General features: G+C 35.4%; 15 protein-coding genes. 6 read left to right on the forward strand and 9 right to left on the reverse strand.

Annotation, left to right across the window (positions count from 1 at the left end; genetic code table 11):
- The first annotated feature begins 352 nt into the window (after positions 1-352).
- Positions 353-1,066 carry a TIGR03943 family putative permease subunit gene (locus BC008_RS27000; RefSeq protein WP_235595937.1) on the forward strand — a complete coding sequence of 238 codons (714 nt, stop codon included), beginning with the start codon at positions 353-355 and terminating at the stop codon, positions 1,064-1,066.
- 230 nt (positions 1,067-1,296) lie between these two features.
- Positions 1,297-2,844 (forward strand): hypothetical protein, encoded by a 1,548-nt coding sequence (locus BC008_RS27005; protein ID WP_027841463.1) that lies wholly within the window; start codon positions 1,297-1,299, stop codon positions 2,842-2,844.
- Between the two features lie 156 nt (positions 2,845-3,000).
- Here BC008_RS27005 and BC008_RS27010 read toward each other — a convergent pair whose 3' ends face one another.
- The 3 genes from BC008_RS27010 to BC008_RS27020 form a co-directional block, all read right to left on the reverse strand.
- Entirely contained in the window at positions 3,001-4,452 is a 1,452-nt protein-coding gene (locus BC008_RS27010; RefSeq protein WP_027841464.1) for an SLBB domain-containing protein, read from the reverse strand.
- A gap of 917 nt (positions 4,453-5,369) precedes the next feature.
- Entirely contained in the window at positions 5,370-5,648 is a 279-nt protein-coding gene (locus tag BC008_RS27015) for a DUF2470 domain-containing protein (protein WP_027841465.1), read from the reverse strand.
- Positions 5,649-5,749: 101 nt separating this feature from the next.
- A complete protein-coding gene (locus tag BC008_RS27020) occupies positions 5,750-6,607 on the reverse strand; it encodes an alpha/beta fold hydrolase (protein ID WP_201026178.1) in 858 nt (285 codons plus the stop codon).
- Between the two features lie 81 nt (positions 6,608-6,688).
- Between BC008_RS27020 and BC008_RS27025 the strand changes: the two genes are divergently transcribed.
- From BC008_RS27025 to BC008_RS27035, 3 genes are all read left to right on the forward strand, one after another.
- Complete coding sequence (locus BC008_RS27025; RefSeq protein WP_027841467.1) at positions 6,689-7,840, forward strand: glycoside hydrolase family 10 protein; 1,152 nt, start codon at positions 6,689-6,691, stop codon at positions 7,838-7,840.
- Positions 7,841-7,951: 111 nt separating this feature from the next.
- On the forward strand, positions 7,952-8,380 hold the full coding sequence (locus BC008_RS27030; RefSeq protein ID WP_027841468.1) for a DUF2358 domain-containing protein: 429 nt from the start codon (positions 7,952-7,954) through the stop codon (positions 8,378-8,380).
- 215 nt (positions 8,381-8,595) lie between these two features.
- Positions 8,596-9,324 carry a diacylglycerol/polyprenol kinase family protein gene (locus BC008_RS27035; RefSeq protein WP_027841469.1) on the forward strand — a complete coding sequence of 243 codons (729 nt, stop codon included), beginning with the start codon at positions 8,596-8,598 and terminating at the stop codon, positions 9,322-9,324.
- Positions 9,325-9,366: 42 nt separating this feature from the next.
- Here BC008_RS27035 and BC008_RS27040 read toward each other — a convergent pair whose 3' ends face one another.
- From BC008_RS27040 to uvrA, 5 genes are all read right to left on the reverse strand, one after another.
- Entirely contained in the window at positions 9,367-9,978 is a 612-nt protein-coding gene (locus tag BC008_RS27040; RefSeq protein WP_058184000.1) for a TVP38/TMEM64 family protein, read from the reverse strand.
- A 713-nt stretch (positions 9,979-10,691) separates the two neighbouring features.
- A complete protein-coding gene (locus BC008_RS27045) occupies positions 10,692-11,843 on the reverse strand; it encodes a CapA family protein (RefSeq protein WP_027846654.1) in 1,152 nt (383 codons plus the stop codon).
- A gap of 180 nt (positions 11,844-12,023) precedes the next feature.
- Positions 12,024-13,499 carry a sensor histidine kinase gene (locus BC008_RS27050; RefSeq protein WP_058183999.1) on the reverse strand — a complete coding sequence of 492 codons (1,476 nt, stop codon included), beginning with the start codon at positions 13,497-13,499 and terminating at the stop codon, positions 12,024-12,026.
- A 120-nt stretch (positions 13,500-13,619) separates the two neighbouring features.
- Positions 13,620-14,354: a dienelactone hydrolase family protein gene (locus BC008_RS27055; RefSeq protein ID WP_027846653.1), complete on the reverse strand. Its 735-nt coding sequence runs from the start codon at positions 14,352-14,354 to the stop codon at positions 13,620-13,622.
- A 393-nt stretch (positions 14,355-14,747) separates the two neighbouring features.
- A complete protein-coding gene (gene uvrA, locus BC008_RS27060; RefSeq protein ID WP_027845013.1) occupies positions 14,748-17,660 on the reverse strand; it encodes an excinuclease ABC subunit UvrA in 2,913 nt (970 codons plus the stop codon).
- A gap of 748 nt (positions 17,661-18,408) precedes the next feature.
- Between uvrA and BC008_RS27065 the strand changes: the two genes are divergently transcribed.
- Positions 18,409-19,086 (forward strand): PEP-CTERM sorting domain-containing protein, encoded by a 678-nt coding sequence (locus BC008_RS27065; RefSeq protein WP_027845014.1) that lies wholly within the window; start codon positions 18,409-18,411, stop codon positions 19,084-19,086.
- 197 nt (positions 19,087-19,283) lie between these two features.
- Here BC008_RS27065 and BC008_RS27070 read toward each other — a convergent pair whose 3' ends face one another.
- Positions 19,284-20,813: a protein kinase domain-containing protein gene (locus BC008_RS27070; protein WP_082650627.1), complete on the reverse strand. Its 1,530-nt coding sequence runs from the start codon at positions 20,811-20,813 to the stop codon at positions 19,284-19,286.
- Between the last annotated feature and the right edge of the window lie 65 nt (positions 20,814-20,878).

Here is a 20,878-nt window from a genome sequence, read left to right on the forward strand (position 1 = left end):
TTACTTGATAGACTAAAAATATTCTTTATTATGCTCTCTTTGAACTGAATTAATAGTAATTATTTGAAATTTTTGTTGGATAACTATTCAAAGTCGACCGATACTTTCTTGACTGTTGATGTATGGGTAAAAATATATGGGTAAAGTTTTAGAATTTACTGTCAATTTTTTATATAGATATATGTTCTATGCTTTATCATAAACCCTAACTTTTAAGCTTTAGGTTCTGAGTAATATTTTCTCACTTAATTCTCCGCGAAATTATTAATGATAATTATCCATGAAAGGAATCAACATTCGCAAATTTAAGATATTAAAATTTTTAAATCGCTTAAATCCCTGGGTAGACGTTATGGCAATCCTAGCCTGGGGAATTGTAATGTTACACTATCGTTTTAGCGGTAAGTTATATTTACTAATTCATCCTAATTATTTTGAATTGGTTACTGGGAGTGGCATAATTTTAACTATCATTGGCATAATTCGATTTCTTGAGGTCAAAAATTCGAAGCTAACCGATCCTCCTCCTAATACTGAACATGTAACTTTGTTCCCTCCCGGTTTGGGTAGCAGATTATTATTGTTTACAGCAATCCTAGGTTTAGTAGTGACACCCCGCGTTTTTGCTAGCGATAAGGCTTTAAAAACTGATACTGCGGATTTACTATCAAGTACGCGGGTTCAACCCCAAGAGTTTCGCCGTACTACAGTTAATTCAGAGGATAGAACGCTTGTAGACTGGGTACGTACTCTCAAAGTTTATCCAGAACCAGATAAATATTCTGGACAAAAAGCTAGGGTAAAAGGTTTTGTTATGCACTCAGAGGATATTGGAGAAGAATATTTCTTTTTAGCAAGATTTGTACTTACTTGTTGTGCTGCTGACGCTTATCCTATTGGGTTACCAGTGAAACTGGAAGGAAATCGTCAAAAATATCCCCTCGATACTTGGGTGGAAGTAGAAGGAGAAATGATTACACAAAAAATTGCAGGTAAACGTCAACTTACTATTGCAGCTAAATCAGTTAAGAAAATAGAACGACCGAAAAACCCCTATAGTTACTAAACCCTATAGTTACTAAAATTTATTTTTATTGATTTAATCTATCATTATCAATAAAAAAATAATCAAAAATAAATAATAAAATAATAATAATTTATACTTAGTAATCCATCAATAGTATTGCTAGAAAAATAGCAACTACATAATATATACAAACTGATTAATAATTACTATTTAACGTTACCTTCCCAATTGATTGATTACCAATTACCAATAATAAATAACCAATGAGAATGGTTAATAAAAAAGGATCTCTATTACCAATAGACCGGGTTGCGATCGCTTTAATGTTACTGTTGAGTATAATAATTCTCTTAGTTGTTTCTCAAGGTAATGTTGTAGCTGCTCGAGTGCGCGACCTTACTTGGCAACATCAATTAATTCCAGAGAAAGATATATCATTAACAGATGATAATTCCAATAGTGATAACGTCAAAATAAGTAAAGATCATACATCTTTTAGTATGACCTTTACCCGTCCTATGGATGTTAAAAGTGTTGAGAAAAACTTAAAAATAGATCCACCACTGGCAGGTAAAATAAGTTGGGCGGGTAGAAGAATGGTTTATACATTATTTACCCCTGCTCCTTATGGTGCTGATTACACATTGAGTTTGGAAGGTGCGCGGGACAGAATTAGTGTTAAGGAAGGAGAAAAAAACACGATAAAACCATTTCAAGCCAGTTTTAAAACTCGCGACCTAATTATTCTCTACATTGGATCGGAAAAAGAAGAAAAAGGACGCTTAATTCTTTATAATTTAACTCAAGAAAAAAAGAAAATTCTGACATCTAAAGATTTAGTTGTAATTGACTTTGAACCATTCCCAGATGGCGACAAAATTTTATTCTCTGCGATTCCATCTAGAACTCAAGATTTATTAGCAGCAAAAGTTTATACTGTTACCACTGGCGTACCAACTGTTTTTTCTAGGAAAACAGCTGCACCTGGGAAAGTTGACCTGATAATCAATAATAAAAAGTATCAAAATTTGAAATTTGACCTGTCCCCTGATGGAGAAAAAATTGTTATTCAAAGGGCGAGCAGAAGTAAAACAGGGGATTTCGGCTTATGGTTTATGGATGTTAACCGGGATGAAAAAAGCCTCCAGGAAATAGAAACTTCACCAGGAGGAGATTTTATGATTACCCCAGACAGTAAAGCTGTAGCGATCGCTCAAGGTAAGGGAACAGCAATTTTACCTCTACAAAAGGATTCAACCACACCTTTAGATTTTTTCCCACAATTTGGGTTAGTTAAAGCTTTCTCCAGAGACGGTTCCAAAGCTGCAATGGTGAAATTCAATACTGATTTTACAAGAGATTTATTTTTAGTCACAAATCAAGGTGAAGAAAAGCAACTATTACGCACCGACGGTAGAATTTTAAAATGTCAGTTTGATACGGCTTCTCCAACTCTCTATTGTTTGCTCACCCAGTTATTATCTGGAGAACTTTATCAAGAGCAACCATATTTAGTTGCAATTAATTTGAAAACTGGGGAACAAAAGCCTTTACTGATTTTTCCTGCTGAGCAAAGAAATTTAGAAATTAGTTTATCGCCGGATGGCTTGGGTTTATTATTGGATCAAACTGTACCAGAGACTAATACAAGCGTCACATCCAACGAAAATTCAATCCAAACTAGAACTGGTAGTGCAATTACTAGTAGTAGTTTATGGTTAATGCCGTTGTTACCAGTCAGTGACTCTAGTGATACAGCCAAAACTAAACCCCAAAAGCTCTCCTTGTTGGGATTTCATCCACGTTGGTTACCTTAGTCTTCAGCAAGTAGAATACAAAAAACATTAATATCCTAACCAAAAACTCAGCAGGATATTAATTCTCAACTACCAATTACCAATTACCAATTACCAATAAAACAACACCATGCTCTTTGCTTGGGGCGCGCTTATTAGCCATCAGCGTTAATAAATTTAAGGATTGGTAATGAAGCGAACTAGATTCACGATAGTACCCAATGGACCAGCAACGAGACGGAATGGGTCAGTGACTTTGGCGAGTCCAGAGCGTCGCACTAAAACAACGTCGTTGTTACGGAGAATGGGATTAGTCTTCTCATTAATTCCAGCAGATAAATCAATTTTAATTTTCCGCTTGGTGACACTACCGTTAGGATTGAGACGAACTAGTTCAACCCTACCTCTTCTTGCTCTGGAATCATTAAATCCACCTGCAGCCAAAATCGCTTGATTTAATGGAGTATTGGGTCGAAGGTTTGTTGCTCCCGGACTTTTGACCTCACCAACAACACTAACTTGAATTTGTGATGGAGCTAAAGTACTAGTTGCTAACTGAGTAGCTTCTGCAGGGTTAATTTCAGTTGCTGTAGGAAAAACGATTGTATCACCATCTTGGAGAAGAAGATCCTGACTTATGTCTCCGCTAGCTAGTAGCTGCCAAAGATTAAGATTTATAACTTGCTCTTTACCGGTTCTTGTTAATCTTCGGATTTTGACATCCCGAATATTTGCTTGTGGAGTAACTCCCCCTGCAAGTTGAAGCGCGCGCATGATTGTTGGTTGTCCTGTAACCCCAGGTGCACCAGTGGGATTATTTTGTCCTCCTTGCGTTGCACCGGAAGTGACTAAATATGAACCAGGACGAACTACCTCGCCGATTACGGCTACGTTCCGAGGTCTGCTAGGATCTGCAGCAAAGTTAGCAGCTGCTAAATTACGCGCCTCTGCAAGGTCTATATTAGTAGCTGTGGGAACATGAATTTTGTCCCCATCGCGTAAGGTAATGTCTGATGGTGCTACACCTTTTTGGATCAAATCTTTCAAGTTAAGGTTAACAGTCTGCGTTCTGTTATTTCCGATACGCCGCGTTACCCGCACTTCAGCCATATCACCGCTTGCTGTTACCCCTTGGGCTGTTTGTAGTGCTGCTAGTACTGTTGGGTATTGTACCCCAGGGTTGTCACCTGCTCCTCCTTGTAAACTTAAGGTATAGGCTCCAGGACTAGTTACCTCACCTGAAACTAAAACATTTATGGGACGAGGAGATAAGAGATTAACTGATATTATTGGGCGTTTGAGAAAAACCCTATATCTTTCTGCAATTAAATCTGCTGCTTGTTCTGTAGTTAAACCTTGGATTGGTACGCTACCGATTAAAGGTAAGTTTATGGCTCCACCAGGAGGAATTTGATATTCACCACTATATTCTTGAACTTCTAGTACATTTACAGCTATGCGATCGCCGCCTCCCAAAGTATAAGTGTTATCTAATTGTGCAGCTGTAGCGGTAGGATTAGTTGTTTCCTGGGCGAGACTTACAGATGGTAAAGCAGTTCCTACAGAAACAAGAAAAGCAAAACCTGCAACTGGTTGAGAGATTCTTTTTAACAAATTCGTATTATACATTATTTACCTGTTACCGAGCTGTATGATGTACTATTTGAACATTCTAAAGTGGACTATACTTACGTATATCAAGTTCCTCGCCATTCTTATCTTCTTAAAAAGATAGTATTTCTCAGGAAGTAGTGCGTTTATTGAACTTGAAATTTTATTAAATTTATCTTGAAGACTACATAAGCTTAAAACATATCAAATTATATTTTATGGTGGCAGAATTTACATTTATAAGCAATAAGAAATAGATTAAGTTATAGGAAGATAATGAAGAATTATAATTAATAAATAATAAATCGTTTAAAATTGTCAAGTAATTATTTTGCAATCTTTAAAAATAAAGTTAATCACCAACGATTCAGGTTATCCTATTTATATATGTTGTAGAATTTCTCCTAGTTGTCGATGCTCCCAATTATTTATTTGTGGAAGTAGTAATTATCTGTTGGGAGTAAACAGTAATGATACACGCAATTCATGAGAAATATCAGGTAGAAGAAGAAACTTATAAACAGCAGAAATATTTAAGAACCTGATATCGTCTTGATTATTTGCATAAATCTGAGTGTAGGAAATTTACACATATCCTAATCCTTAATTTGGATGCTTGGAATAAATTAAAAGTTTCTTATTGTGAATATATTTATTGTGAATATATATTAGGTCAAGCAAAAAGAGAGTTTGTTTGGAACTCAAATATAGCTTGTTGTGGGTGTATAAATGTTTTGTTGTTTATTAAGTTAATATGAACTAATTACAATTATGATTGTTAATTGTGAGCCCTAAATAGAAGGATTCTACGAATAAAAAGCATTTAACTATTTAGGGTAAGTGTTGCTACATCTCCATAAATAATAGGCTATGATTACGAGTCAATTATTCTCTGAGAGTTTTTAATATGAATCTCAAATTTTATCAGCAGATGTTTAGCTTGTCCTTGCTTGTTTTACCATAGCGATTAATGTATGGTGGGCATCTTCTGAATCAACTAAGTTATGGTCAAATTCAATACGTAGGGGTAAAGTCTCTTCACTAACTTGCACTGTTAAGTCCATACCCACAGAATCAATTTTTAACATTTCAGCTTTTGTCGCATTTGCTACGCCACCAAAATGTTGAGCATACAATAGTACAGCATTTGCATGGTCTTCATTCATGTGTTTGCAAATACGGGAACTGACCTCATGAGAAAATTCAGCAGACATAATTTTTTCTGATGGTTAAATTTAGCTGGCTCTAAACATTACTCAGTTAAGCATAATTTTGAGGTAAAAGTGATTCTAAATTTGGCATAGCGCAATCTTAATCAAACTCCCAAAAACTCTCGCATGTACTGATTTACTAATATGGGTTGTTCTTGTTGTACCCAATGGCTACAGTTGGGAATATATTTAATCTGAAAATCTCTGACATAAGCTTCTGTACCATAGGTTAACTCTTTACCTAAAGCAGTATCTTCTTCTCCCCAAATCATTAGTGTTGGTACTGATAAAATATCCCAACTCCGACCGCGACTTTTTAAATCAAGACCATTGCGGTAATAATTAATCATTGCTGTTAAAGCACCTGGCTTTGCTGCAGCTTGTTTATAAGCTTCTATAACTTCTGGGGGAAAAGCTGTTTTGTCGATCGCCATACCTGCAAATATTTCTTCGATTTTTTGATAGTTTGAAGCCCGCAAATATTGTTCTGGGAAAAAAGGAAGTTGAAAGAAAAAGACATACCAGCTTTTTTGTAACTGTTTCCAAGTCCATAAACCTTCAATAAATTTTGCGGGATGAGGTATATTTAGGACAATTAGTTTTTCAAGCACTTCAGGGTAAGTATAAGCAAAATTCCAAGCAATAATTCCACCCCAATCATGAGCAACCAGTACACATTTTTCATATCCTAAGCCTTGGATGACTCCTTTGATATCTTGGATAAATTCATTCATCACATATGCTGAATTCTTTGTGGGTTTATCGCTATCGTTATATCCCCGTAAATCAACAGCTACCACTTGATAATCCCGAGCGAATTCTGGAATTTGATGTCGCCATGAATACCAGTATTCAGGAAATCCATGCAACATTAACATCAGAGGACCACTACCTTGGGTAACGTAATGTAGTTTGATGTTGTTAGTGGTGATATATTCGTGCTTCCAAGAGTTTTCTGACATTGATATATTATGTGAATAAATAAAATTACTTGAAAAGTATAACTAAAGTGTTTATTGAAAGGATACTTTGATATACAAAAAATGACTAAAATAGCAATTCGTGGTGTATGGCTTACTAATACTGATAGCAGCGTTTTATCTTCTCAGGAGACTATAGTTGAAGCCATAGAGTTTCTAGCAAAAATGGGGTTTAATGTAGTCTTTCCTGTTGTCTGGAATAAAGCTGCGACTCTTTATCCATCAAAGGTAATGCAACAAACTTTTGGCTGGGAAATTGACTCCAGATATCAAGGACGTGACCCTTTAGCGGAAATAGTGAATGCAGCTCATGAGGTAAATATTAAAGTTATTCCTTGGTTTGAATATGGATTTGCTAGTTCTTACAATTTGAATGGCGGTAAATTAATTCAGAAAAAACCAGAATGGGGTGCTTGCGATTGTCGGGGTAATCTACTTAAAAAAAATGGTTTTGAATGGCTTAATACTTTAAACCCAGAAGTACAAGATTTTATTTTAAGTTTGATTTTAGAAGTTGTCAGAAACTACGATATTGATGGTATTCAAGGAGACGACCGCTTACCTGCATTACCCTGTGAAGGTGGTTACGATTCCATGACAGTCCAGCTTTACTATAAACAGTTTGGTACAAATCCACCATCCAACCCCAAGGATAAAAAATGGTTGCAATGGCGAGCTGATATTCTGACTGAGTTTTTATCGCGTCTATATGGAGAAGTAAAATCCGTAAATTCTCATTTGCTGGTTTCAATGGCTCCCAATATACATCATTGGGGATTTCAAGAATATTTACAAGATTCTGAAACTTGGTTAAAAAAAGAAGTGGTTGATATTATCCACCCACAGCTTTACCGTAGAGATTTTCTTGCTTATAAATGTGCGATCGATAAATTATTAGCCCAGCAATTTAGAGGTCAAAATAAATTAAAGTTAGCACCAGGAATCTTAATGAAAGTTGGTTCTTATTTGATCAGTTCGGAAAATTTAATCAAAATGATTGAATATAACCGTTATTGTGGAGTTTTAGGGGAAGTTTTCTTTTTCTATGAAGGTTTGCGAAAAAATAATGACGCCCTGGCTAAAGTGTTATATTCCCATGGCTACTCTGAAACAGCTAGATTTCCAACTCTTAGTGAATTAAAAGATAATCCAGTTAACCATAGTGTACGGAAGAAAAAAATCAACTTGCTTAAATTATGGGAAAATATATTTTAAATGTGCACCAGATAAAAGTGCTGTAAACTATTGAAAATAATATATCTATTGATTAAGGCAGTTAATTACTACTTCGTTTAAATAAATACAAGTAAATACAATTTTTAGTAAATGCAACTTGAATACCAGTCCCAGATTCAAAAAGTCATATCCACTTTAAAGCAGGATTTACCAAAACTTTTTGAACAGGATATTTGCTATGAGATTTACACTCAAGATATTTATTTTCAAGATCCAATAAATAAATATACAGGCAAATTTCAATATAGAATTGTCTATTGGACTCTCAGATTTCATGCAAAAGCATTCTTCACAAAAATTAACTTTAACTTGCATGATGTATATCAATCGACTGAAGATATGATTGTGGCAAAATGGACGGTCCGTGGAAACTTAAGACTTCCTTGGAAAGCAGAAATGCTTTTTGACGGTTACTCGAATTATAAGCTTACTCCTGAAGGTTTAATATTTGAACATATCGATACTTGGGAAAGCAAACCAACGGAAATTCTGCGACAGTTTTTGCCTAAAAATAGTTAGTGTTATTACATGGATCAATATCACTTCATATAACTTAAATAACTAATATTTAGTTTCTCTAAAAATAAGTTTTCTTAAAAATACTATGTACGTATGATGTAATTTAGTATCGTATTTGAAATTATTCCCCAATGAATAAATACAGAATCATAAACAAATAATTCAATATTTTTTGATATTTAAAATATAAATATACATTAAGATTTGATTTACTGATGTTGTTTGGTTTTTTAGGTTTAAATCCATTTTTAGGAAATTTAGTAGTAACAGCATTAACATTTATTTATGTTTTTGGTTTAGTTGCACTGCTCAATTATTACGTTACTAAGTTTGCTTTACCAACAGATATTAGTCGTAAGATCACCCATATCGGTGCTGGGTCGATAATTGGATTTTTGTTTCTCTATGATGATTCCCACTGGTCTAAATATTTAAATGTAGCTATTTTTATTGTTTGGATATTCTTACTTATCTTTAAGGGATTATTTGCAGATGAAGATGATGAAGCTGTGAGAACGATGACTCGTAATGGCGATCGGAGTGAACTATTAAAAGGTCCACTTTATTTTGTCATTGTGGCGACTATTTGCGGTACTTTATTTTATAAAACAATTCCAGGAATTGTAGCAATGTCAATTCTTGCTTGGGGTGATGGTATCGCACCAATTATTGGAACAAGATATGGAAGATTAAAGTATAAAATTCTTAGCGACAAAAGCCTAGAAGGAAGTTTATCAATGTTGATTTTTGCTTTCGCTGCAAGCATATTTTTTGTGTGGTTAATTTTACCGAATCAACTAGATATAATCCAAATTTTAATTGTGAGTATTATTGCAACTCTTACAGAAGCTTTTAGTCCTAAGGAAGTCGATAATATTTTGATACCGATAGTTGTGATATTTGTATATTTGTTAATTAACAATCTATCTGTTTTATTGATTTAAAGTCTATTTTTAATTATAAAAGTCAATAGTAAAACTTAATAGTTAATTGCTAATTAAAACTTCTAACAAACTACTCCCAATATAAATATAGCCTCCAACTACCACAGTTGCACTGAAGATTAAAGATATTAGGAAATGGGTGTACTTAATTTTGGTTAAACCAACAGCATAACTGACAATATCCTGTGATAATGGCATAATAAATGTTATATACAGGATACTATGCCTGCTTCTGAGTCTAGAAATAAATTTATCTAATTCTCCTAAATTGTTTTTACCCAAAAAATGACACACTACCCGGCGACCAAATTTTTTTGAGATCCAAAAGTTAATACTGCATCCAATAATTGAAGCCACAAAACTGAGTATAAAAGCAAATTCTTTACCAAATAGTGTACCCCCAGTAATAAATAGCGAACTACCACTTAAGGGAGCTAATACCAGACTCATTATACATAAGATAACAAACAAGATTGGAGCCCAATTACCTGTGTTTTTTATCCAGATTTGAGCTCTTTCTAAACCTATAAATTTTAAACCAACGGTTATTAAGATATAGATAAATACTGCAAATATAATCGGGAATAATATTTTTTTAAAGTTAGATTTTTTGATTAATCTGAATATCTTTTTTATTTTAAATTTGAAATTCATCGACATGAAGTTATTATCTACGTTAGCAATAACCAAGTAAAACGAAATTATAAAATTAATACCATTATAAAATGAGTCCTACTCCCTTTGCTGTATAATTTAAATTACTATCTAATTTCGATTATATTAATTTTATTTATTTAAGCAAATTTCCCCTTAGGTACACAATTGATACCAAACCCACGTTTATTACCTCTTTTGGTACTAAACCCATGTTTATTACCTCTTTTAAGAATGAGGGGAATAGTTTGGAAAATGTATAATGTGTAGAAGGTATAGAAAAATTCCGATACAGTATATTTAAAAATCCGATTTGGTATGAGCATTCTAAAGCGAGTTATTATTAACTTACTAATGCACTTTAAAAAGTGTATTTAGTTATGCTTATGCAACTGAAGTATAATTTGTAGATAATATATTCATATATGTTTAATAGAATTAAACCACTACATCAAAAACGTACAAATTCAGAAATATAACACTAAGTATAGTAGATTAACATAATAGATATTAGGGCGTTGCTGAATAGAGAATGCTAATCAAGAAATTAAGTTATTGAAACATTAATTTTTCGTAGATATTTGCACCAAAAGCATTACGCACTCACCAACGCCGATACTAGTATAATATTATGCTGTTTTTACTTAAAGTTTAAAGTTTTAAAGTTTAAAGTAAAAAATTTAGAGTGTCGGAGCGAGTGACCAAAATTTTATTTAATTATAGATAATTTCTCCTGTTCTTTTAATTCTTAGTGGGGTTTTGGGAAAATCTTGATGTGTTAAGTAACGTACTAGTTTGACTGTATTGAAATGTCGGTCTATGTATGGAATTCCCTGTTTACTCATCCTCACAGGGATAATTTTGGCTGACTCTAGTTTTCCTTTTGAGTCGAGCTTGCTTTCCAATATCATTGAGTAACCAGTTTGAGCGACTGTGGATAAAGTACGGTAACCTAAAAAGTTTCCTAAAGAATAAGCAATTAGCTTTCCTTTGTACATCTCCATTGCTCTAGGAACATGGGGACCATGTCCAATGACTAAATCTGCACCCGCATCAATTGCATTTCGAGCAAACTTGATGGAATTACCTCGATTTTCTCCGTAGAAAACTTCTGTTTTGTTTTTTACGTGTAATGCTTGAGTCCCTTCTGCTCCAGCATGCATTGAAACTATTACGATATCTGCTTTTTTGCTTGCTTTTTGAATTAATGCTGTGGCAGTTTTGAGGTCGTGAATTGAATTATAAAATTCATACGGAGCAAAGCCAACTGCTGCAATTTTAATACCATTCTTTTCTAAAATTAGAATTTGATTTTTATGACCTAAAGTTTTTATCCCAGCATTATTCAGATTCTTATTTGTATCTTGAAAACCAATTTTACCAAAATCTAAGGAATGATTATTTGCAATGTTAAAAATATCAAATCCAACATCAGTAAATAATTTGGTATATTCAGGAGGAGAACGAAAAGCAAAAACTTGACCGCGACTAATATCTTTAGCGCTGTAAGGATGATTGGTTAGACTGCTTTCAAAGTTACCGAAAAGAATATCTGCTTTTTTGAAATACTTTCTTACCGATTGAGGTATTAACTGATTTTTATTTTGTGGTAGTCGGTGATCGGGAAAGTTGGTTCCGGGTATAATGTCCCCGACCGCTTGGATGATAACTGTTTTTTTGGGTTTATTTTCAGATACAACGGATTTATATTTTACAGAATAAATAGATTTTTTATTAGTTCGGGTTTCATGGGATGCTTGCAGTTTAAGTAAATGACTGAGTAATCCAATACTAAAGATTGCACACAACCCGCCACATAGAATAATGATTATGGATAAGCACCTTCCATAATTTCTTCCCACCATAGGTTATCCCTCATAATGTAGCTTCAATCTAGCTAGGGGATCAGTACGCACCAATGGTGATTATATGTAATTTGATACTTTTAATTATTCTGTAATTCAGGATAATCTCTGACAAAGTACGATTTTATCCTAATACTGTATAAGAATACAGCAAAATTTCAACGATTCGTTAGTTTTTCGTTAGCTTCTACCACCGACTGTCTGTCGAACAGGAATTTGAATTACGAACTCTGTTCCATTTCCAAATTCAGAGAAACACTCTAACTTTCCCCCATGTTTCTCAGTTACAATTTGATAGCTGATGGACATTCCTATTCCTGTTCCCTTACCAATAGATTTAGTTGTAAAGAAAGGTTCGAAGATATATTGTTGAATCTCTTGAGGTATACCAGGACCATTATCTGCGATCGCAATCTGCACTGACTGGTCGTTGATTAGAGATGTTTTTAATTTGATATAACTGGGACTTTCTTGACGCTCCTGAGGTGTTTGTTTCTCAATTTTCTCTTCCAAAGCATCAATAGCATTGCTAAGAATGTTCATAAACACTTGATTTAGTAACCCCGGATGGGATTCGATTTCTGGAAGAGTACCGTAGTCTCTGATCGCCAGAATTTCTGGTCGTTTTGGTTGAGCTTTGAGACGATTGTTCAAAATTACCAGAGTGTTGTCAAGTCCTTTATGGATATTAACTGGTTTGATTTCGGCTTTACCCAGATAGGAGAAATTACGTAGAGACGAAAGAATTTTGCAAATGCGAAGACTACCCATTTGCATTGAGGAGAGGATGTTAGGTAGATCGTTTTGAATGAACTCCAGATCGATTTCTTCAGCTTCGGTTTGAATTTCAGAAACTGGATTGGGATAGTGGTGCTGATACAACTGCACTAAACCTAACAAACCCTGGATATAATCTTGAATATAGTTTAAATTACCGTGAATAAAACCGACTGGACCATTGATCTCGTGAGCAACTCCTGCAATCATTCGCCCTAAACTGGACATTTTCTCAGATTGAATTAAATGAGCTTGACTGGCTTGGAGTTCTTTCAAGGTACGGTTAAGTTCATTATTGCTCTGCCATAAGCGGTAATTATAACGCCAAAATAATAAGCCGATGGTAATTCCAGCTAAAGTTAAGGAAAATCCTGTGCCAATGTTAGCATTTCGATAAACGGCTTCAAAGTTGCTTTTATAAGAGGAGCTTAATACATCTAGTTGCTCTGAAATTTCATCAAACTTTGGATCGACTTTTTCTTCATCAATAGCAATTGCTTTTTCTACTTCTCCAACTTTAAGAAACTCAAATTCCTGGTCTAAAAATTGATTGTACTCGTTATAAGAATTAATCAGTTTGGAAAGTTTTGGTTGAGTGGAATGATTTAATTGAATTTCTAGGAATAACTCTGAGATGTTCTGACGAATTGTGTTAACTTTTTCCTGTGTTTCCCGATCAAATTTTGCTTTAGCTATTGCCTCCCATTCTACAGCACTGAGTTTGTAAAGTTGCCCTTCAATTGCTGTCATCAGTCCTTCAGCATGTTTATGCTGCTTTGCATTTTGGTTGAGACCAATAATACAAGCAGTTGCAACGAATCCGATGATGACGGAACCAACTAACACAAACCAATTTTGATGTTTGTTTGAATCTTTCATTAGGCTTTTCTAGTCCTCTGTTATTACTCTAAGGACAGAAAAATATCATACCTATTTTGGGCTGCAAACAACATCATGAATTTTGGACTTATGTCTGGGATATTGACTCATTTAGTAACACTAAACAATTTTCCCCAGATGTTTATTGAAAAACTCAGTGACTTCTCGCCAAGAGTCTTCTGCTGCTGAGCGATTGTAAGAAGAACGCTCTTCGCAGAAAAATCCATGGTCAGCATCAGAATAAACCTTTAATGTATAATCTTTACCAGCTTCCTTACCAACTTCTTGGAACCGGGATTCGATTTGTTTAACTCGTTCGAGGGGAATGTATGGATCGACACCACCAAAAAACAAGTATACAGGCACAGTGATGTTTTTCACTGCCTCGATCCACTCATCAAGAACTACACCATAGAAAGGTGCAGCAGCAGCTATTTCGGACGACAACTTGCAAGCGGTAAGAAAAGTTAGTCCACCACCCAAACAAAATCCAGTCACTCCCACCTTATCGGGGTAAACATCTGGTAATGACTTGACATAAGCCAAAGCAGCTCTAATATCTTCTTCTACAGACTTATCAAAATCAAGACGCCACATCATCGCCTTCGCTGGTTCAAGCTCATCGTAACCAAATTTGTTGTTCGGCAACTCGCGATAATACAGATCTGGAGCTATGACAACATAACCGACTTTCGCAATTCGGGCTGCTATATCTCGAATATGAGATGTTAAGCCAAATGCTTCCATGAGGAGAATGACTGCTGGTTTGCGATTACCCTCAGTGGGTGCACACAAAAATGCAGGCATTTTTCCGTCAGGAGTGGAAATCATTACTTCTGTCTGTTTGATTTGCATATCATCACTCCTGTGAAAGCCTTTTAGCTAACGGGTTTTCAGATTTTAGATTTTATCATGCTGTTTGCAGTCTAAGACAAGAACTACTTTTTATTTTTCAATCTTTTTATACCAATTTCAAAAAACAACGCCACACATTAGTTTACTGTTCCTCGTTCCCTGTCTTGCGACTCTTTCCCAACCTGCGGGGTATCGCGCTGTTCCCTTTCTTTTGTAAGCGTTCGGCTTGCTGCGTTCCAAGTGTCGCAATCTTAAAATAAATTGGTATTATTTTTCTAGTGAAGCAGAAGAGCGATCGTGCAACTTTAGATAACGCACAATTGACTCACCCATACTGCAACACGACATACAAACATTAACTCACCATCGGCTAGAAAACTTCGCCCGTTACTGTTACCCAACCTTACTTGCTGCTTTATTCGCTGGATATTGCGCCAAAACCTGTTTCACATACTTTCCTGTATATGACCTCTGATTTTTTGCAACATCTTCAGGTGTACCTGCAGCAATCACTTCACCACCTCGATCGCCACCCTCTGGTCCTAGATCTATTAACCAGTCAGAACAACGAATGACATCCAAGTTGTGTTCGATAACCAAAACTGAGTTACCTTTATCTACTAGCCTTTGCAAAACGTCTAGTAACTTGTGTACGTCATAAAAAGATAAACCTGTGGTTGGTTCGTCAATTAGATAAAGTGTTTTACCTGTCGCACGACGCGATAATTCGGTTGCGAGTTTCACCCTTTGTGCTTCACCACCAGATAAAGTTGTCGCAGGTTGTCCCAATCTCATGTATCCCAAACCAACGTCAAGTAATGTTTGTAGTTTGTTAACTGCTTTGGGAATATTTTGGAAGAATTCCAATGCTTCCTCAATTGTCATGTTGAGGACATCGGAAATCGACTTATCTTTATACTTAACTTGTAAGGTTTCGCGATTATATCTGGCACCTTTGCATACTTCACACTGCACGTAAACATCGGGTAAAAAGTTCATCTCAATTACGTTTACACCTTGTCCAGCGCAAGCTTCACAACGTCCACCTTTGACATTAAAGGAAAATTGTCCCGGTTTGTAACCCCTAGTTTTAGCTTCAATTGTTTCGGAAAAAACTTGGCGAATTGCATCAAAAACCCCTGTGTAGGTTGCGGGGTTAGAACGGGGAGTTCTGCCAATGGGGGATTGGTCAATTACAATTGCTTTATCAACGGCTTTAAGTCCTTGAACGCTTTCTATATCTTTAGGAAATGGGACTTTTTTGGTGAGGTGATGCTGCAGTGCGGGGTAAAGTAATTCATTTACTAAGGTAGACTTACCAGAACCAGAAACACCAGTGACAGCAACGAGTTTACCTAAAGGAATTCCCACTTCAATATTTTTCAGATTGTTGCGACAGGCATTTTTGAGAATTAAACTAATTCCATTTCCTTCCCGACGTTGAACTGGAGTTTCAATTACTGTTCGTCCCGATAAATATGACCCAGTTAGGGATTCTTTCGCATCTAATAATGATTGTAAATCGCCTTCGGCGGTAATTTTTCCACCATGAACCCCTGCACCCGGACCAATATCAACAATATAATCTGCTGTACGGATAGTTTCTTCATCATGCTCGACTACGATTAAGGTATTACCTAAATCTTTCAATCTTTTCAGGGTTTGTAGTAAGCGACCATTATCCCTTTGATGTAAACCAATACTTGGTTCGTCCAATACGTAAAGTACTCCAGTTAAACCAGAACCAATTTGTGTTGCTAACCTAATTCGCTGAGCTTCACCACCAGATAAGGTCATTGCTGGGCGATCTAGTGTCAGATAATCTAACCCAACATCGAGGAGAAACTTTAACCGAGCCCGAACTTCACGTAACACCAGATCGGCGATTTGCATTTGGCGCGGACTCAACTTGAGATCGTCTACTCTTTGTTGACATTCTCGGATGGAAACACTAGTTAAATCTAGTATCCCGTATTGTCCCAACTGAACAGCCAATGCTTCTGGTTTCAAGCGTTTTCCATGACAAACCGGACAGGGTTGGTCAACTAAATACTGCTCTAATTTTTGCTTAATTATCTCCGTACCGCCTTCATACTGGCGCTGTAATATGGGGAGTACCCCTTTGAATATTCTTTGTGCTTTTTGTTCTTCTGTAGTTTTTTTCTCCTTTTCCCCATGGAGAATTACACTTTGTTGCTCTTCATTTAACTTGTTCCACTGTGTTTGTAATTCAAACCCATATTCTTGTCCCAAACTGTAAAGCAATTCCAAGTAGTAAGAATTATCTTTTTCTGACCATGGAGCGATCGCAGCATAAACAGGTGCATCTGGATCTGGGACTACCAATTCTCGGGAAAACCTCTTGAGAGTACCCAAACCATGACAGTGAGAACAAGCACCGTAAGGTGAGTTAAACGAGAATAAACGCGGTGATAGTTCCTCCATTACTGCACCATGTTCGGGACAAGCAAAATTTTCGGAGAATACTAATTCCTGTTTTTCCTTATCTTTCTCTTCTGGCTTTGACGAAGGATTGATATCAATGACTGCAATTCCGTTAGATTGCTTCAAGCAAGTAGAAAGGGAATCAAACAAGCGCTCATTAATACCATCTTTCTTCACTAAGCGATCAATGACTACTTCAATGGTATGGGTATATTTTTTGTCCAACTCAATGGAATCAGATAATTCTCTGATTTCACCATCAACTCGAACTCGAACAAAACCTTGAGAAGCAAGACTCGAGATTAATTTGCGGTGAGTACCTTTCTTACCCCGGACTACAGGTGCCAAAATTTGAAAACGGGTGCGATCGGGTAAAGCCATTACTCGATCTACCATTTGATCTATGGTTTGTGGAGCAATAGAGCGATCGCAAATTGGACAATGGGGTTCCCCTGCTCTTCCGAATAACAATCGTAGATAGTCATAAATTTCGGTTACTGTTCCCACGGTTGAACGGGGGTTGTGGGAAGTAGATTTTTGGTCGATAGAAATTGCCGGACTTAACCCCTCAATGGCTTCCACATCCGGTTTATCCATTTGTCCTAAAAACTGCCGTGCGTAGGCACTCAAGGATTCTACGTATCGACGCTGCCCTTCTGCAAAAATCGTATCAAATGCCAAAGAAGATTTACCAGAACCTGATACGCCTGTAAAAACAATCAGACTATCTCTTGGCAATTCTAGATCGATATCTTTAAGATTGTGTTGTCTGGCACCCCGAATGCGGATAGTATTTTGACCGTTATGATGCAGATGGGGAAGATGTCCGTTCAAGGAAACAGTAGGCTTGGTTTCTGACATATCAACAGAGTGAAGGAGCAGCGGAAAATAATCCTTAATAATACTACTGTTCAACCTTTAAATCCAGAACAATAGTACTATTGCTTAAATATATATTTATATCGTTATTGATATAGAATAATAAGCTCTTAACTATCTTTGGGTTTTATATAATACTTTAAAAAACAAATAATATTAACCTACTCAAATAGAAACAATATCTAATAAGTTCACACAAACTACTCTTAGGCAGTAAAATTCAAGAAAAATTCATATCGTCAAAAATTTTAACAGTGGGGTTAATTAGGATAAATTCCTAGTTCTAAGATTTATTGCTTGATATATGACGAAGAAGTAAATGTAATGATTCTGTAAATAAACTAAATTAGCTTTACATTTTAGGATTTATATTGCCATCCTAAGTATAAAGTAACTTAAAACACATCGTTTTTTGTGTACTCAGAGTTTTGATTGACATACACTTCAAGTCAAGGGTGTACTTACTGCAGTTTTGGTTTACTTAAAAGTAATATACATCACAAAGGATTGATTATAACTAGGTTTGTTATTGCTTACTAGTTATCTGGGAGTTTCTTTTCTACCCGCAGTCCATCATATGGAAATCTTTAGTGAAGCATATTGCAAGACATAGTAACTTTTCGACAAGGATTTTCAGGTAATTCATTTACGCATATCTATCGGTCTTAGCTGCTCGAATTAGCAGAGTATTTTGCTATATCTGCACGCTTATCTTTCAAATTTTAATCAAATGATGAATCTCAAAAATATTAATACCACCTTGAAGAACTTTAGTAAGCAAAATTTAACTATTGCTATCTGTTTTGTAGGCTTTTGCGGTATACCAACCCTATCAGTACAAGCAGCACAAATTAACCTAGAGCAAGAGTTTGCTTCTGAGAATAGACAAGACATCACAGAAATAGTTTTGCAACTACAACAAAACTCTTTAAATCGAGATTCCCAATCGGAAGAAAAACTATCTCGCGATCGCAATAATAGAAATAGCATAAAGCAAGGTATTCAAAATCAAGAGAATATAGCTGCTAAAGATTTGGTCAGAAATCTGCAAAATTTTGGTGATGATGGTGGTACTAGCTTAGGTACCCTTCTTCCAGTGGGAGCAATGATATCTTTATGCTTATATGCCCATACTTCTGAGGATGAGGATGATTCCGATTCTGAAAAATCTTCATTGCTGTGCTACATGCCATTGCTAATAACCTTAGCAGATATGCTTAGAGATGGTGATAAAAAGCAAAATTTAATTCACAATGACTTTCAGCGCGGAGATAAAAATAATGATATACCTCCAGACAAAAAAGCGGTACCCGAACCCTTGAGTTTAGCTGGTACTGCAATTGCAGGAACTATGGGATATTGGATGAAGCGCAAATACGGTGAGAAAAAGTTAAGGCTTAAAAAATAATAGTCACTCTTTATTGAGCGCTGCTTACAAATTTTGCTTACAAATTTTACTTACAAATTTAAGTATACAAATTTAAATAATTGCTACCAATTACCATATGACGCTGTGTACACTTGCGTGTCCCGCTAGACCGCACCGCGAGCGGCGAATGCTAACGCGTCACGCTTGCGCTAACACTAATTACCATCTTGGGACGACTATCTTGCAATAATTGCACCGTCTAAATTAGCACCATCTAAATTAGCACCATCTAAATTAGCACCGGTTAAATTAGCATTTTTTAAATTTGCACCCTTTAAATTTGCATCCTTAAGATTTGTTCCCCACAGGTTGGAATTCCGAAGATTGCTATTCATAAGATTAGCCGCTTCAAGGTTAGCATGTACCAAATTGGAATTTTCCAAGTTAGCACCTTCTAGATTTGCACCTTGCAAGTTTGCATCTACCAAATTATTCAGTGCAAGGTTTGCACCTTGAAGATTTGCACCTTCTAGGTTTACACTTCCAAGATTGGATGACTTGAGATTAATCTTTTTCAGATTGGCATTTTTTAGTTGTGAATTCTCTAAATTAGAATTTTCTAAATTAGCGTTTTCTAAATTTGTACCATTTAGATTAGTAGATGCTAAGTAAGCAAATGATAAGTTACAAGCCTGACACTCTTTAGTTTTGTGTAGTTGAGTCAAGGAATGATTTTTCTCATACTTGAAAGTAGTAAAATTGCTAGCTATTATAGTCCCAATTCCAAGAATACCAAAAATTGCTAGTCGCTTTTTATTATTTATAACGCTGGCTAATATTGTTTTATTTTGAGAACGAACAACAGTATTTATAGAATTTATTTCTTTCAAAGCTTTTGCCGCATTTGGATAGCGGCGTTCGATATTTTGCTCTACCATTTTTGTTAACCATCTAGCAAATTTATTTGTAATTTTTGGTAGTAACTTTTCAATATCAAAACGATAGTTGCTATCCATTAATTTACCAATTTCAATTGAAGGAGTATTACTTAATAAACAAATTAAAGTAACTCCTAAACTGTATAAATCTGATGCCTGAGTTAGGGTATAACCACAAATATTTTCAGGTGCCATAAAACCTGGGGTTCCAACCACAATTCCACTCAGAGGAACGTTTTCATTTTGTAGACGTGCAAAGCCAAAATCAACTAAATAAGCATTACATTGCTCGTCGATTAAAATATTCTCTGGTTTAATATCTCGATGAATAATTGGTGGATTGAATTCCTGGAGATAAACTAATATTTCTAGAATTGAGATTGCAATCTTTTTTACTTCTTCTGTAGTAAAACTATTTTTTTCCTCTAAAGAAGAAGCGTTTCTATATTCCTGAACAAGGCAAAAACCCTCCGGAGTTTCAAAAGAATCTAAATACCGAGGTATTCGTGGATGATTTAGCTGTTTTAAAACTTCTATTTCCTGTTGATAAGCTTTAAAGCCAGACCAATTACTGTCTTTCTGAACAAAACGAAATTCTTTGATGACCACATCTATCCCAGATTTTGTCATCTTTCCAATATAAGTAATGCGTCCTCCTTCTCGATTACAGCCTACCTCTTGAGTAACTTCATAGCCGTTAACAGAGAAGTATGGATATTTACGAAAACTTCCATCTATTTTACTTTGATTTTTGTTTTGATCATTTTGATTTTTGTTTTGATTTTGATGATTGCTATTGGAAAAATTATGATAAAATTTATCGGACATATCACTGAATTATTTCATTTTTACAAACAAAACTATTAACCATAATTAATATTCAAATAAATTTT

This window comes from Mastigocoleus testarum BC008 (assembly GCF_001456025.1).
GTDB lineage: Bacteria > Cyanobacteriota > Cyanobacteriia > Cyanobacteriales > Nostocaceae > Mastigocoleus > Mastigocoleus testarum.

What these genes read in the sequence shown, in the direction of transcription:
- BC008_RS27000 (WP_235595937.1), top strand. Translation starts at nt 353, where the DNA reads ATGGCAATCCTAGCCTGGGGAATTGTAATGTTACACTATCGTTTTAGC.
- BC008_RS27005 (WP_027841463.1), top strand. Translation starts at nt 1,297, where the DNA reads ATGGTTAATAAAAAAGGATCTCTATTACCAATAGACCGGGTTGCGATC.
- BC008_RS27010 (WP_027841464.1), bottom strand. Translation starts at nt 4,452, where the DNA reads ATGTATAATACGAATTTGTTAAAAAGAATCTCTCAACCAGTTGCAGGT.
- BC008_RS27015 (WP_027841465.1), bottom strand. Translation starts at nt 5,648, where the DNA reads ATGTCTGCTGAATTTTCTCATGAGGTCAGTTCCCGTATTTGCAAACAC.
- BC008_RS27020 (WP_201026178.1), bottom strand. Translation starts at nt 6,607, where the DNA reads ATGTCAGAAAACTCTTGGAAGCACGAATATATCACCACTAACAACATC.
- BC008_RS27025 (WP_027841467.1), top strand. Translation starts at nt 6,689, where the DNA reads ATGACTAAAATAGCAATTCGTGGTGTATGGCTTACTAATACTGATAGC.
- BC008_RS27030 (WP_027841468.1), top strand. Translation starts at nt 7,952, where the DNA reads ATGCAACTTGAATACCAGTCCCAGATTCAAAAAGTCATATCCACTTTA.
- BC008_RS27035 (WP_027841469.1), top strand. Translation starts at nt 8,596, where the DNA reads ATGTTGTTTGGTTTTTTAGGTTTAAATCCATTTTTAGGAAATTTAGTA.
- BC008_RS27040 (WP_058184000.1), bottom strand. Translation starts at nt 9,978, where the DNA reads ATGAATTTCAAATTTAAAATAAAAAAGATATTCAGATTAATCAAAAAA.
- BC008_RS27045 (WP_027846654.1), bottom strand. Translation starts at nt 11,843, where the DNA reads ATGGTGGGAAGAAATTATGGAAGGTGCTTATCCATAATCATTATTCTA.
- BC008_RS27050 (WP_058183999.1), bottom strand. Translation starts at nt 13,499, where the DNA reads ATGAAAGATTCAAACAAACATCAAAATTGGTTTGTGTTAGTTGGTTCC.
- BC008_RS27055 (WP_027846653.1), bottom strand. Translation starts at nt 14,354, where the DNA reads ATGCAAATCAAACAGACAGAAGTAATGATTTCCACTCCTGACGGAAAA.
- uvrA (WP_027845013.1), bottom strand. Translation starts at nt 17,660, where the DNA reads ATGTCAGAAACCAAGCCTACTGTTTCCTTGAACGGACATCTTCCCCAT.
- BC008_RS27065 (WP_027845014.1), top strand. Translation starts at nt 18,409, where the DNA reads ATGATGAATCTCAAAAATATTAATACCACCTTGAAGAACTTTAGTAAG.
- BC008_RS27070 (WP_082650627.1), bottom strand. Translation starts at nt 20,813, where the DNA reads ATGTCCGATAAATTTTATCATAATTTTTCCAATAGCAATCATCAAAAT.